Source organism: Salinimonas sediminis, from assembly GCF_003429285.1.
GTDB classification, from domain to species: Bacteria; Pseudomonadota; Gammaproteobacteria; order Enterobacterales; family Alteromonadaceae; genus Alteromonas; species Alteromonas indica.
The window spans coordinates 1,364,896-1,378,101 of record NZ_CP031769.1 but is presented as its reverse complement, the minus strand read 5'-3'; the positions used below and the strand labels follow the sequence as shown (position 1 = coordinate 1,378,101).

13 protein-coding genes and 8 tRNA genes are annotated in these 13,206 nt (G+C 45.4%); 8 read left to right on the top strand and 13 right to left on the bottom strand.

Translation table 11 applies throughout. From position 1 onward, the window contains the following. The first annotated feature begins 698 nt into the window (after window positions 1-698). Both D0Y50_RS06240 and D0Y50_RS06235 read left to right on the top strand, forming a co-directional pair. A complete protein-coding gene (locus tag D0Y50_RS06240) occupies window positions 699-1,298 on the top strand; it encodes a TetR/AcrR family transcriptional regulator (protein ID WP_117315993.1) in 600 nt (199 codons plus the stop codon). Window positions 1,299-1,454: 156 nt separating this feature from the next. Next, window positions 1,455-2,189 (top strand): SDR family oxidoreductase, encoded by a 735-nt coding sequence (locus D0Y50_RS06235; RefSeq protein WP_117315991.1) that lies wholly within the window; start codon window positions 1,455-1,457, stop codon window positions 2,187-2,189. Between the two features lie 210 nt (window positions 2,190-2,399). Here the strand turns inward: D0Y50_RS06235 and D0Y50_RS06230 are convergent. The 6 genes from D0Y50_RS06230 to gltX all read right to left on the bottom strand — a co-directional run bounded on the left by D0Y50_RS06230 (window position 2,400) and on the right by gltX (window position 5,018). Further along, window positions 2,400-2,475 (bottom strand) — tRNA-Glu (locus tag D0Y50_RS06230). Between the two features lie 121 nt (window positions 2,476-2,596). Beyond that, window positions 2,597-2,672, bottom strand: a tRNA-Glu gene (locus D0Y50_RS06225). 229 nt (window positions 2,673-2,901) lie between these two features. Continuing rightward, window positions 2,902-2,977 (bottom strand) — tRNA-Glu (locus D0Y50_RS06220). A 121-nt stretch (window positions 2,978-3,098) separates the two neighbouring features. After that, window positions 3,099-3,174, bottom strand: a tRNA-Glu gene (locus tag D0Y50_RS06215). Between the two features lie 251 nt (window positions 3,175-3,425). After that, window positions 3,426-3,501, bottom strand: a tRNA-Ala gene (locus tag D0Y50_RS06210). 107 nt (window positions 3,502-3,608) lie between these two features. After that, a complete protein-coding gene (gene gltX, locus D0Y50_RS06205; RefSeq protein WP_108568551.1) occupies window positions 3,609-5,018 on the bottom strand; it encodes a glutamate--tRNA ligase in 1,410 nt (469 codons plus the stop codon). Between the two features lie 256 nt (window positions 5,019-5,274). On the opposite strand from gltX, the gene D0Y50_RS06200 reads away from it, so the two are divergent. The 3 genes from D0Y50_RS06200 to D0Y50_RS06190 all read left to right on the top strand — a co-directional run bounded on the left by D0Y50_RS06200 (window position 5,275) and on the right by D0Y50_RS06190 (window position 5,556). Next, window positions 5,275-5,350 (top strand) — tRNA-Val (locus D0Y50_RS06200). Window positions 5,351-5,377: 27 nt separating this feature from the next. After that, a tRNA-Val gene (locus tag D0Y50_RS06195) sits at window positions 5,378-5,453 on the top strand. A 27-nt stretch (window positions 5,454-5,480) separates the two neighbouring features. After that, window positions 5,481-5,556, top strand: a tRNA-Val gene (locus D0Y50_RS06190). Window positions 5,557-5,771: 215 nt separating this feature from the next. Here D0Y50_RS06190 and D0Y50_RS06185 read toward each other — a convergent pair. From D0Y50_RS06185 to D0Y50_RS06170, 4 genes are all read right to left on the bottom strand, one after another. Next, a complete protein-coding gene (locus D0Y50_RS06185; protein ID WP_117315989.1) occupies window positions 5,772-6,176 on the bottom strand; it encodes a GNAT family N-acetyltransferase in 405 nt (134 codons plus the stop codon). A gap of 128 nt (window positions 6,177-6,304) precedes the next feature. Beyond that, window positions 6,305-6,619 (bottom strand): hypothetical protein, encoded by a 315-nt coding sequence (locus tag D0Y50_RS06180; RefSeq protein ID WP_108566618.1) that lies wholly within the window; start codon window positions 6,617-6,619, stop codon window positions 6,305-6,307. Window positions 6,620-6,732: 113 nt separating this feature from the next. Continuing rightward, entirely contained in the window at window positions 6,733-7,074 is a 342-nt protein-coding gene (locus D0Y50_RS06175) for a hypothetical protein (RefSeq protein ID WP_117315987.1), read from the bottom strand. Window positions 7,075-7,232: 158 nt separating this feature from the next. Then, the gene (locus D0Y50_RS06170) at window positions 7,233-7,718 is read right to left on the bottom strand and encodes a hypothetical protein (protein ID WP_117315985.1); all 486 of its coding nucleotides are present in this window, start codon (window positions 7,716-7,718) and stop codon (window positions 7,233-7,235) included. Between the two features lie 283 nt (window positions 7,719-8,001). On the opposite strand from D0Y50_RS06170, the gene D0Y50_RS06165 reads away from it, so the two are divergent. Further along, window positions 8,002-8,232 (top strand): phage integrase N-terminal SAM-like domain-containing protein, encoded by a 231-nt coding sequence (locus tag D0Y50_RS06165; protein WP_232366467.1) that lies wholly within the window; start codon window positions 8,002-8,004, stop codon window positions 8,230-8,232. Window positions 8,233-8,403: 171 nt separating this feature from the next. Here the strand turns inward: D0Y50_RS06165 and D0Y50_RS06160 are convergent, their stop codons facing one another. Both D0Y50_RS06160 and moaA read right to left on the bottom strand, forming a co-directional pair. Further along, a complete protein-coding gene (locus D0Y50_RS06160) occupies window positions 8,404-8,937 on the bottom strand; it encodes a GNAT family N-acetyltransferase (protein ID WP_117315983.1) in 534 nt (177 codons plus the stop codon). A gap of 41 nt (window positions 8,938-8,978) precedes the next feature. Continuing rightward, entirely contained in the window at window positions 8,979-9,947 is a 969-nt protein-coding gene (gene moaA / locus D0Y50_RS06155; RefSeq protein ID WP_117315981.1) for a GTP 3',8-cyclase MoaA, read from the bottom strand. Window positions 9,948-10,198: 251 nt separating this feature from the next. Here moaA and D0Y50_RS06150 point away from each other — a divergent pair, with 251 nt between their 5' ends. Together D0Y50_RS06150 and D0Y50_RS06145 are read left to right on the top strand one after the other, a co-directional pair. After that, the gene (locus D0Y50_RS06150; RefSeq protein WP_117315979.1) at window positions 10,199-12,199 is read left to right on the top strand and encodes an acyltransferase family protein; all 2,001 of its coding nucleotides are present in this window, start codon (window positions 10,199-10,201) and stop codon (window positions 12,197-12,199) included. Between the two features lie 250 nt (window positions 12,200-12,449). Beyond that, window positions 12,450-12,665, top strand: a complete 216-nt coding sequence (locus D0Y50_RS06145) for a DUF3820 family protein (RefSeq protein WP_108566613.1) — start codon at window positions 12,450-12,452, stop codon at window positions 12,663-12,665. Between the two features lie 49 nt (window positions 12,666-12,714). Here the strand turns inward: D0Y50_RS06145 and D0Y50_RS06140 are convergent, their stop codons facing one another. Beyond that, a complete protein-coding gene (locus D0Y50_RS06140) occupies window positions 12,715-13,122 on the bottom strand; it encodes a DUF3224 domain-containing protein (RefSeq protein ID WP_117315976.1) in 408 nt (135 codons plus the stop codon). Between the last annotated feature and the right edge of the window lie 84 nt (window positions 13,123-13,206).

Sequence of the window (13,206 nt, the reverse complement as noted above, 5' to 3'; positions counted from 1 at the left end):
TACTAAAGCTATTCGGCGATACAGTGTAATTAGCTTAATTGCGGCAAGCTTATTTTCGAAGATAAGACAGTATAAATACCCTAACCTGTCGCAATACACGGATGTGAGCTCTATGATCTGGGCTCTGTGGTATGAGTTCTATGATAAGAGCTCTGTAATAAGAGTTCAGTGGTGAAAACTTTTGAGAGAAGGTGCCTAAGTGAAAGTAGCTGGGTGAATGAAGAGCCAAGCAATAGCATCCCACGTAATCAATAAAATACAAAGCCCGTAAGCAAAAAGGTCGCGGTGGTAATGATATACGGCCACCGTTTTGCCAGGTTGCAATGGTCATACATTTTGGCATCATCATGGCGGTAAAATCCAGTATGTAAGACGGAATTGCCTGTCGCTGATAACTTTGCCTGGGTTTTGCTTTCTTTTAGGAAATGAGGATGCAAAGCATTTTGACGTATATCAGCACGGTAGAATGTTTATAATGGAGCCAGTTATTAATTACTTAACCACCCTACGGGACCTACGTCAGGTATTTTTCTAGCGGGGTACAGGGCCTTTGTATTTGATAACGGTAACGCGATTATACTGCCCGGGCACCCGAATATACCCCAGGTTATGTAACTGGCAAGCGGTGCTGGTAATTGGTTAGTACACCGCTACGAATCGCTCAATAGTACCCCTATCTATGCAGTAACGGAGACACCATGCCAGCAGGAAGAAAACGAGCATTTGATGAACAGGCCGCACTGGATGCAGCAATGAATGTGTTTTGGACCAAAGGCTATGCAGGCGCATCTCTTGCTCATCTTACTCAGGCCATGGGCGTTAACAAACCCAGTTTATACAGTGCATTTGGGAATAAAGAAGCGCTATTTATCCGAACTACGGAACACTATATACAGCAAAATATGCAACACCATCTGGCGGAATTAGAAGGCTACAATTGCGCCCTTGGGGAAAGGCTACGACGCTATATGAAGAGCATTGTTAATATGCAGTGCGAACAGTCTTCAGGTCGTGGTTGCTATTTGGTGTTATGTCAAAATGAAATTGCTGGTAGCCATATCCCTCACGAGGCCAAAGCCTTACTTGAAGATATAGATGCGCAGGCCTACACCCGCCTTGTACGTCTTTTTAAAGAGGATGCTCATGCGCGGGCGCTTGGCGTAGCCAATCGGGCCGATGAGCATGCTTTGACGCTTTACACCGTCCTTAAAGGCACGGCAAGTATGGCACGCACTGGCAAAAAGGCTGCGCAGTTATATGGGGTTATCGACACTACGCTAAGTGGTATGGGTTTATAAACTAAAGGTTCGGTTTAACTAAATCCCCCTTCCTTTTTGAGATTTTTTTACATTGCAAATCAGCCGTCTAGGGTATTCCTTCCCGACCACCTGAACTTCTGTGCTCAATTCTCTTATAAAACATACCGATTGGTAAATAATTAAAATGGAGAACCTATGAGCGTATCTGTTGAAGGTAAAACAGCGTTGGTGACCGGCGCTAACCGGGGTATTGGCAAAGCTATTGTTGAGGCATTCTTTGAACATGGCGTGAAGAAGGTGTATTTGGCAGTTCGAGATACTTCATCCACCGAAGCACTTACAAAGCAATTTGGCGATAAAGTGGAAACTTTACCCGTTGATGTAACGGATATTGCGTCTATCCAGGCGCTTGCCAAAAAAGCAGACGATGTAGACATTCTGGTGAATAATGCGGGTGTAATGAACCTTTACTCACCACTGGCAAGCGAAGCCGAAGATGCTTTAAAGCAAGAATTTGAAATTAACGTATTCGGATTAATCAGAGTCGCACAGGCGTTTGCCCCGGTTCTTGAGAAAACAAAAGGTACACTGGTACAACTAAACTCTATCGCTTCGATAAAAACATTTGGCGACATGTCGACCTATTGTGCGTCTAAAGCAGCTGCTTATTCAATTACTCAGGGACTTAAAGAGAAGCTGGGTGAAAAAGGCGTAAGCGTGTTGAGTGTGCATCCAGGCCCTATTGCCACCGATATGGGTAAAGGTGCAGGTTTTGATGATGCCCCAGGGCCTGACACAGTTGCTGCAGGTATTATTGAAGCCCTTGAGTCGGGCGACTTTCATCTGTTCCCCGATCCTATGGCTAAGCAATTGGGAGAAGCTTATCAGAGCTACGCAGATAACATTATCTTGGGCGACTTTTCGGTGTGATAGCGAATAGACCGTATACCGCTGTTGGTGCTATGGATACCGTCAGAGTCGGTATAGACAATCCCTACTTCAAGTGAAAAACCTTTGAAGTTGCACCAAGCTTATAGCAATGATGATGATTGGAGCTTGGTGTTTTGACTACCGTTAATATGAAAAGTAAGAGCTACAGATACAAAAAAGCCAGCTAATTAGCTGGCTTTTTTGGGTTTATGGCGTCCCCTAGGGGATTCGAACCCCTGTTACCGCCGTGAAAGGGCGGTGTCCTAGGCCTCTAGACGAAGGGGACAAAAAATCTTCTTCTGAAAGCATTGCTTTCAGGATTTTTTGTAAGGCGATATTTCTGTTAAGAAATAGAGCGACCTTATCCTAAGAACATTTCGTAGTTGCGGACTACGACACCGTAAAAATGGCGTCCCCTAGGGGATTCGAACCCCTGTTACCGCCGTGAAAGGGCGGTGTCCTAGGCCTCTAGACGAAGGGGACTGAAAATCTTTATCACGAAGCTTAGCTTCGTGGATTTTCAGTAAGGCGAGGTGAGCCAGCGAACCGAGCGACCTTTATCTTACCGAAAGTGATTTTGAGCCCTGAGGAATGCTACTACCTCTGGCCTATCTGCTATTGCAGATTTTAGGTAAGGTACTATTCCAATAAAGAAATAGAGCGACCTTATCCTAAGAGTATCTTGTAGTTGCGGACTACAATACCGTAAAAATGGCGTCCCCTAGGGGATTCGAACCCCTGTTACCGCCGTGAAAGGGCGGTGTCCTAGGCCTCTAGACGAAGGGGACAAAAAATCTTCTTCTGAAAGCATTGCTTTCAGGATTTTTTGTAAGGCGATATTTCTGTTAAGAAATAGAGCGACCTTATCCTAAGAACATGTCGTAGTTGCGGACTACGACACCGTATAAATGGCGTCCCCTAGGGGATTCGAACCCCTGTTACCGCCGTGAAAGGGCGGTGTCCTAGGCCTCTAGACGAAGGGGACTGAAAATCTTTATCACGAAGCTTAGCTTCGTGGATTTTCAGTAAGGCGAGGTGAGCCAGCGAACCGAGCGACCTTTATCTTACCGAAAGGGATTTTTAGTCCTGAGGAATGCTTCCTCTGGCCTACCTGTTTCAAGGTGTATTCTGCCACACATCATTATTAAACCTGATATATTCGCAAAATAACGCAAACAGCTTGGTCACATTTAACAAGTAACCTGCGGGTATTAAACAATGCTTAACACCGAAATTTGGTGGAGCCAGGCGGGATCGAACCGCCGACCTCTTGCATGCCATGCAAGCGCTCTCCCAGCTGAGCTATGGCCCCGTCTATCACTACACACACCACCCTTGGGTATTGCGTGCCTGTTCTGTGACAGCGGGGCGCATTCTAGGCATACCCCACTGCCCTGTCAACGGTTTTTTAAAGAAAATCTATGAATTTTCTCTGTTTGCTATAAAACTAACCGCCTTGTCTATTCTTTGCTCTACTTTCTGCTTTGAGAGGAGGTTTAGGGTTACATCTAACGAAGGCGAATTACCGCTACCCGTTACCGCCACACGTAACGGCATGCCTATTTTTCCCATACCTACACCCAATGCTTCAGCTGTAGCATTAATCGCTTCACCGATAGTTTCTGGGGTCCAGGTCTCTAATGCCAATAGCTTATCTTTAACCACTAACAATGGCTCTTTGGCTACCGGGCGCAAATGTTTTTTCGCCGCTTTTTCATCAAACTCATCGAAATCTTCGAAGAAGTAACGGCTTATCTGGGCCATCTCTTTAAGTGTTTTAACCCGATCGGCCTGTATCGCAATAACATTTTCCAGCGTGGGGCCATTTGCCGTATCAATACCCTGCTCAGCAAAATGCCATTTTGCAAATACCGCTACTTCACTGGCTGGCATTGTTTTCATATAGTGCTGATTTAGCCAGATTAGCTTTTCAGTATTAAACGCTGAAGCAGACTGCCCGATGGCATCAAGGCTGAAATGCTCAATCATTTCGCTAAGTGAAAATATCTCCTGATCGCCATGCGCCCAACCTAACCGCACCAGATAGTTGAGCAATGCCTGGGGTAAAAAACCGTCATCACGATACTGCATCACACTCACAGCATTATGGCGTTTAGATAACTTTTTACCGTCATCACCCAAAATCATTGATACATGCGCATATTCGGGTACAGGTGCACCCAGCGCCTGCAGGATATTGATTTGGCGAGGTGTATTGTTAATATGATCTTCACCGCGTACTACATGGGTAATGCCCATATCCCAATCATCAACTACCACACAGAAATTATAGGTAGGGGTGCCATCACTTCGCTGTATAACAAGATCGTCGAGTTCACTATTGCTTATTTCAATAGTGCCGCGGATGTGGTCGTTAATAACGACTTTGCCATCGAGAGGATTTTTAAAACGAACAGCATAACTTTCGCCTTCAGGGTGGTCGGTGCGATCGCGCCACGTACCTGGGTAACGCGGCTTTTCACCACGGGCCTTTTGTTGCTCGCGAATTTCATCTAATTCCTGCGAACTCATGAAGCACTTATAAGCTTTGCCTTCTTCAAGTAGACGCTCAATTAATTCTTTATAGCGGTCGAAGCGTTCGGTCTGTAAATACGGCCCTTTGTCCCAGGATAATCCCAGCCACTGCATGCCATCTAAAATAGCTTGTTTAGCTTCTTCAGTAGAACGCTCTATATCTGTATCTTCAATACGAAGTACAAATTCCCCACCCTGGCTTTTCGCGTATAGCCATGAATATAAGGCTGTTCTGGCTCCACCAACGTGTAAATATCCGGTAGGGCTTGGGGCGAATCTGGTTACGACCGACATAGCAAACTCTCTGTTAATACTGTAATAATGATTGCTGCGCATTCTACCAGTGTTCTGGCAACGGCAAAACACTGGTAGAAGTCAAAGCGGAAAAACCGTCAATAAAAGGCTATTTTTGCTTTATTATTGAACAAAATAGAGGATAACGAACACTTTTCAGCCAAACGGAACTTTTTATTCAACTTTGTTGTTGACTCTGTGAAAAGCAACTCTATAATACCGCCCCACTTGCCCACTACGGCAAAGACAAATCAAAGGACGCTTAGCTCAGTTGGGAGAGCATCGCCCTTACAAGGCGAGGGTCACTGGTTCAAGTCCAGTAGCGTCCACCACTTTGATTTGTTGAATATTTTGATTGCGGACGCTTAGCTCAGTTGGGAGAGCATCGCCCTTACAAGGCGAGGGTCACTGGTTCAAGTCCAGTAGCGTCCACCATTTTCCACGGGCAATCAAATACTATACGGACGCTTAGCTCAGTTGGGAGAGCATCGCCCTTACAAGGCGAGGGTCACTGGTTCAAGTCCAGTAGCGTCCACCATCTCTTTTTATTCTTATATTTCTCAAGCGGTTCCTAGCGAGTCACAGCAGCGTTCACCACCTCTTGTTATTTTTATATATCTTAACGACTTCCAACTTTATCTATAGTACCGTAACCGCAAATAGCCTCTGAAGTTTGACATTCGCGGGGCTATAATTGCGAAGCGGCACCGTGTTTGCCTCCCAGCGACCGAAGGGAATGACAACAGTGTTTTGTTATGCATTGGTACACCGCATAAGCTTGATACCACCTACCTGTGTTGTAAAGCCGAAGTCTTCATAAAAAGCTTCCATTTCTGGCAAGCAATATAATTCAAAGTGCCTAATACCTATTAACCTTGGATGGGATTTGACCGCTGCAATTAGTTTCTTGCCAAGACCTTTTCCTTGCTGCTGTTTTGACACAATTACGTCAAAAATGATGGCTTTGTAAATAAAATCTGTTACTACACGAGCAAAGCCAACTAACTCATTATTATTGAAAATACCAACCGTAATCTGCGATCCTTCAATACAGGCCGCAGCTTCCACTAATGTTCGTTCATTTGCCCACCACGTTTCTTTAAATAAAGATAGAACTTGAGTAGCGTGAGATTCATTTAAGTCAAAATATACTTCCATGCTTATTCCAATGCATAATTTTTCAATAACGGGTACAGATGCGTAGGGCATAATGGCGAAGCCGTCTACGTGTTAGCGTCCCAGCGAGTTACATAATTTATTTGTTATAAGCTACTGTTAAAACTGCCTTATTTGATCTTTTTATAGTTTGACCACATTGTAACGGAAAGAACAAAACCACCGATTAATATGAGAAGAGCTCTGTTAATTTGAGTTTCCTGCAATACTGGGACAAGTGTGTTGAGCCATAATGGAAAAAAGAAAGCGAACGGAATAACCACGCAAATAAATACAGCAAAAAAGAAATAGCAAAAGGCGTTGTTAGCCAATCCTGATGGACTTGGCCAACCGAAGTGACAATTTAGCAACTTTTGACCTTTAACCAACGAATTTACGGCAACTAAATATATAGCAGCGCCAATTGTAAAAAAGAGTATTTCCATGGTCTTACGCTAAGCTTTGGGGCGCATACATGGGGTGATATTCGCCAAACGGTCCCCTGTATACGTTTCGGCGCCCGAAGGGTGTGCCAACAGTGTTTTGTTATGCCAAACCATTAGCGCTGCCTAGTTTCGATTATTTGGTCTGGTTTCTCTTCCGTTGGTGTTTCTAAACTTCCTATTGGTACGCAAGAGAACTCTAATTCTGTAGAACCAAGCTTGGCAGGCATTGCAGGTGTGACAGTTTCTTTTAGGAGTTTAATTTCCAAGCCTTTATCTTCACAAAATTGTCTAGCTTCGGAATAAACGGCCGTCTTATTTTCTAACGAAACACCTAAACCGGGAGTTCCATCTTTTTTCCCCACATAATATGTATCTTGACCCAGTGGGACGACACCAGTGCTTTTACATGCCACAAGGAAAAATACTATCCCAAAACAACTTACCTGCTTAAACATCTCAATTCTCCAAATGGCATAACGCCCAATTTTGGGGCGCAAATGCGTAGGCTAAAATAAGGAGCGAAGCGACGGGAGCCTACGTATTTGTGTCCCGGCGAACGCAGTAAGCGCCAATAGTTGTTTGTTAGGTGCGTGTAGCTAATGGCGACTATTTTTCATCTGTTTAATGCATTGAGTAGAAATTGATTCAAAAACATTGCTGATATATTGATAGCAATCTCTTTGCTTTTCGTACCAGTCGTCCCCGCCCTTGTAACGAGTTGGAATGAGGTCGTTATACATATTGATGATATTTTCCGAGATTTTTCTGAATCAAATTTAATATCTGGGAAATGAAGTGTTGCTATGACTTCCAATGGCTCTAGAGAATTAACAGCGCTTTTCATTAATTCACGTAGCTCTTCAGTTTGTTCTTCTTTTGTATATAACTTCTTAATGAAAGCTTTTGACTTGGTACGGAAATTTAATAATTCTCGATACATTAACTCTAGCTTTTCAATGTCGAGGGTTCTGCTCGCAGTCTTTCTTGAAAAGTAGTTGTTGAGAATGACGACAGAAATCGCTACCACGGAAGAAATAAAGATAGCGAAAAACTTTGCCCTGTCTGAGACATTTTCAAATATTACAAAAAACCATTCCATGTTAACTACCTCCTGACGACCTAACAATTTAATAGTACGCAAATCGCAAGCTTTTCTACCGAGCGTGAGCTCGTTTTTACCTATAGTGTCAGAAGAACCATATCGCTTAAAGTCAATGATGACAATGCCTATAAAATAGCGGAGCTAATTTCACAAAGCACGAAAACGCGCAATTGGATCGTTTTCTTGAATATAGGGGAAAGCAACTATAACTGTAGACGTATGCATATATTGTTGAGCGATAAGAATAAAGCCCCCATTTTAAAATTATGTCTCTGAATACATGTTTTTGAAGCAGTATTTTTTAAGGGCTGTCTTTATCTATTTGAAGTGGATTTCCGCATTTATACATTTTCATGACAAACGTCACCCTTTATCTATGGGTGATAATGAAGTAGAGAGATGCCTGGCGCATTTTGCGTTGAAAGTAAATGTGTCACCACAAACCCAAGCGACGGCATTTAATTCGCTGTCATTTCTTTATAAGCATATTACTAATAAACCACTTTTTTGAATCTGACTTCTGTCAGATGCTCTCTAATAGCTCTGCTTATTTAGGCGTAGCGCTGGCTTCATGGATTATTTATGCTGTATTTGAGCTGTGTAGCTGAGATTACGGAGGATTAAAGCGCTGGCAGCAAGCAATTCTACTTACTGCCAATAAACTATCGGTAGTTAAGCTAACCTACAAGGTTTGGGTATACACCACCACATCTTCGCTATAAATACTGTCTTCATAAAACTGAGTATGGCTGAAAGTCATGCCCAGCTTTTTCATTACTCCTATTGAAGCCGTATTATCCGGCGCGGCAATAGCAGAAAAGGTACTTATACCGGTATAGGCAAGGCCATCACGTACAGCAATGGCGGCTTCACTGGCATAGCCTTTTCCCCAACTTGAACGCTTAAAACGCCAGCCGAGCTCGATATTGTCGATTTGCGGGTGGGAAGTAAAAAAGCCAAAAGGTCGAACCAAAATCCAGCCCAGTGCTTCGGCGGAGGTTTTTTCCAGTACTTTCCAAAGGCCCCAACCAAGTGCCGGGTTTGCATACGCTGCCAAGCGGGGTAAAAAAACACTTTCGATGTCTTCACGGCTGGTTTTAAACCCACCGTTGAGGTAACGCATTACCTCTACATCTTGATCAAGTTGCCATAAAAAATCAGCATCCGCTGCTGTGATATAGTCGAATATCAGCCGGTCGGTTTCTGCGAACTCCATGCTCCACCTCAAAATCTAATTTTTGTTATTATTACCGGTAATCAGCCACCTAACATGGCCAGATGCTTGGTTGCCCCGGTACTGCCTTGTTGCAAGTAATGGGATATGTGTTTATCGCCTAATGACTCAGTGACAAACTGTTTAACCCCCTCTACATCGCCAGCGCTGAGATAATGTCGCAGGTCTAAACCCTGCTCACTAAATAAGCACAAGTGTAATTTACCACTAGCTGCCACGCGAAGTCGATTGCAACTTTCACAAAAATCTTTGCTGTAGGGCATAATCAACCCAATGTTACCGGCATAGTCCGGATGACAAAACTCCTGCGCCGGACCCGCATCGCGCCGGCGGATAATAGGTTGCCAGCCTTCGGCCAGCAATTTGTCGCGTAGCGGTGCGCCTGACATATGCTGTTGGTTAAAGAAATTATGATGTTCGCCTGTTTCCATCAGCTCGATAAACCGTAACGTCACCGGCGTTGTTTTCAGCCAGGTCAAGAAGCGCTGTAAGCGATTGCTGGAAAAATCCTGTAGCAATACGGTATTAATTTTGACATTCAAACCCGCCTCTACCGCCACATCTAACCCGTTCAGGATTTGTTTAAGTTTGTCCTGACCGGTAATCAGTGCGAACTGATTAGGATCAAGGCTATCGATACTGACATTAACCTGATGCAACCCGGCTTGCGCCCAGCGATGAGCATCTTTTGCCAGCCTCGCCCCGTGGCTGGTGGCGGCAATACGATTAATTCCTGGTGTATTAGCAGTGGCGGCTATGATATCGGTGAAATCGCGCCGTAAACTCGGTTCGCCGCCGGTTATACGAACCTTGGACGTGCCCATCTGGGCAAATGCCGTCAACAGGGTCTGAATTTCATGTATATTTAAAAACGCGCTATTAGGCGGACCGTCATACCCATCTGGTAAACAGTACTGACAGCGAAAGTTGCACGCCTCTGTAATTGATAACCGCAGATAATGGAAACGGCGACCGAAACTATCTTCTAACAATATTTAACCTTGGTGTGAAGCGATAGGTATACCATGCCACAGATGGATGAATACGCAAACCGCTAACTTGTGTGTGCTGGTGTGGATACGTGGCCGCGCGCTTTACAGTTTAGCTTAATCGACGGTTAATCGCAGGGCGCGATGAACCCCCGGATAAAACCGCTGCGATGAACATGGCATCGTTTCTGCTAACTACCTTACCTTTGTTCATCACTTTATAGGCAGCCTTTGCAGGTTGCGCCAGGATAATTATGACGCAATCAACTTCTCGGGGTTATATTCCCGCCATCGATGGCCTTAGGGCACTGGCTGTGCTGGCCGTGATGGTCTTCCATCTAGATGCCAGCCTATTACCCGGGGGCTTCACCGGGGTAGATATCTTTTTTGTGATCTCCGGGTACGTGGTTGCACGTTCATTAAGTGGCCATCAATACACCGCCTTTCAGGCTTATATTGTTGCTTTTTACCGACGCCGCATACTCAGGCTGTTTCCTGCCCTACTGGCCTGTTTATTGGTTTGTACTGCTATTGTGGTTCTGTTTATTCCCCAAGCCTGGCTTAGTCAGTCGATTAGCCATACCGGGTTGGGCGCGTTTTTCGGCGTAAGCAACCTAGTGTTAGCGGCCAACACACAAACTTACTTTTCGCCCTCGGTGGAATTTAACCCGTTTGTGCATACCTGGAGCCTGGGGGTGGAAGAACAGTTTTATGTGGTATTCCCTATCCTGATGTATTGGTATCTTAAAGGCCGGGCACGTTATGCCACAGCAATGCTAGCTATCTTGTCCCTGGCCGCCTCCTGGTACTATAGCAACACGAATCTTAATGCCTCTTATTATTTACTTACCAGTCGGTTTTGGGAATTAGCGGCCGGCGCGTTGTTGTTTCAATGGCAAGCAAAACAACGTACTCCGACTTTTACGCTTCCTCCCCTGCCGGTAGCCGGACTGCTGATAACCGGCGCGGGTTTGTGGCTGGCCAGCAAAGAAGCCTTTCCGGTGCCCTGGGCTATCCTGCCCGTAGTAGGTACGGTACTCCTTCTACACAGTTTTTCTACCCCTCAGGCGGCGGGGTCAGTTAGCCGTATTTTCTGTCTGCCCGCCTTACGCTATATAGGAAAAATTTCCTACTCGCTGTACTTATGGCATTGGCCGGTTTACACCTTTTTCAGATGGTCTGTGGGCCTGGAAACCCCTTTGCAGTGGCTGGCTGCTTTCAGCCTGACGTTTATCCCGGCAATGTTATCGTATCATCTGCTAGAACAACGTCTGCCGCGCCGCCCTTTATTGCAACACATGGTGGCTTGGAAAACAGTGGCGGCGGGCCTGGTGGTGATTAGTGTAAGTGGCGCTGGGGCATATTGGGGTTTTAATAATCAGCCGAAAATAAAAATAAGTAACACAAACGATAAATATAACTGGTACCCCTATTATTCTCACCCCACCGACCTACCCTCTGGCAATGAGCTCTCAGGCCGTACCATTTATGTTATTGGCGATTCCCATGCTGGCGCGTACGGTACCATGTTACGCATGTTGGCTGATGAAACCGGCATACAAACCGAAATACACAGCCAGGGGGGCTGCGGCGCCGCCAATATGCGCGAGCCGGTATTGGTTGATGACAACGCGTGCGCTGCAAAGCTACAACGTTGGTTGCACCATATACAGCAGAATGCCACCGATAACGACATAGTGTTCTTCGCCACGTTAAAGGCCTACCGGCTTACCAACCAATACCGTATTACGCCCAAGCCCAAACCACAGGTGGTAGCAACTATGTATAGCAAGGAAGCAGAGCAAGCTCGCGATGCAGCCATGCAGGAAACGCTGCAAATTATGCGTAAGATAGCTGCTGTGACACCACATATTATTACTGATGCGCCGAAACCGGTGTTTTCTTACATTCCCTTTCGGTGTAGTGATTGGTTCAACCAGGATAATCCCACCTGTGAAAGCCCTACCCATCAGGATCGTGCCTTTATGGAAAGCTTTAGAGAACCGGTAATGCAAAACCTGGATACGGTACAACAGCATATTGCCCAATTAACGGTGTGGGACCCGCTTCCCGCATTGTGTAATAAAACGCGTTGCCCGGTGTACGACAACAACACGCCGCTTTACTTCGATGCAGACCATTTATCTGCCCATGGGAATCGGGTTTTGTACCCTTCTTTTAAGCAGGCCATCATGCAGATGGTACATAGCCAACAAGCAGCATCCCCGCCGGCAGGGAAAAACGCCTCTGGCTAATGCCGTATGACGAAGCTGGTATAGTCTACCCAAAGTGTATGTGACCGGGCCCCCAATATTTATCGGCGCTGCGCTAAACCCTGTGCAGCCGGTGTAGCGCCGGGTTAAGGCATAGGTCGCAGCGCTATTTTATTTAGGTCTATCTGGCTGGGATCAGCTTAATAATGGGGTTCTCTCTTACGTAGGGGGTTGTTGTGTTAATTCACCTCCCCGAGCATAATGATGTTCACAGATAATCAATACCAATGCTATGCAGCCAGAACAAATCAAAAACGCTATTAATCAGGTCATGCCATACGGCAAATATGCTGGCCGCCGTTTATTCCATTTACCTGAACCCTACTTAGTATGGTTTCACAAACAGGGATTTCCGGCTTCAACGCTGGGGCAACAATTAGCGTTGATGTACGAAATAAAGCTTAACGGGCTGGAAAGCGTGGTGGCACCATTGTTAGATGAAGAGTAAATTTGCTGTAGGCGGCTTGGTCGCGCCTTGTCGTGATGCCCTTTTGAATTCAGGTACTCACCGGCGGTAAATCGTATTGCATCAGGTATGTATGTGTACCGTCTGCAATATGGATTTGCATCGTGCCTACCAGATGCTCCAACTCATTGGTGCCAGAATCAGGCACTACCTGCAACTGTAAGGTATCATCACCTCGGTTCATAATACCTGAATGCTGAAGAACAAAACTGCCCTGTCGGCCATCTAACAAACCGGTGAACTGTTCTATCGCTACATAGCCAGCCGAACCCTTAAAGGGCGTCACCACACTTAGCATTTCTCCTTTGCTATCACCGGTCAATATGCCGTCATAGTGTTTGGTGATCGCCATCCGATGGGTCACCATGCCCTGCTCACCACTTAAATGGCCATCCAGCGGCGCCAGGTCTACCGAGAACTTTCCTTGTATACTTTTCATCGCATTCTCTCTAGAAATGTGTAATGACCACTGTATAATTACACAGTGCCGCTGTAAAGCTCAATTTTCAACCAATAATGTTGT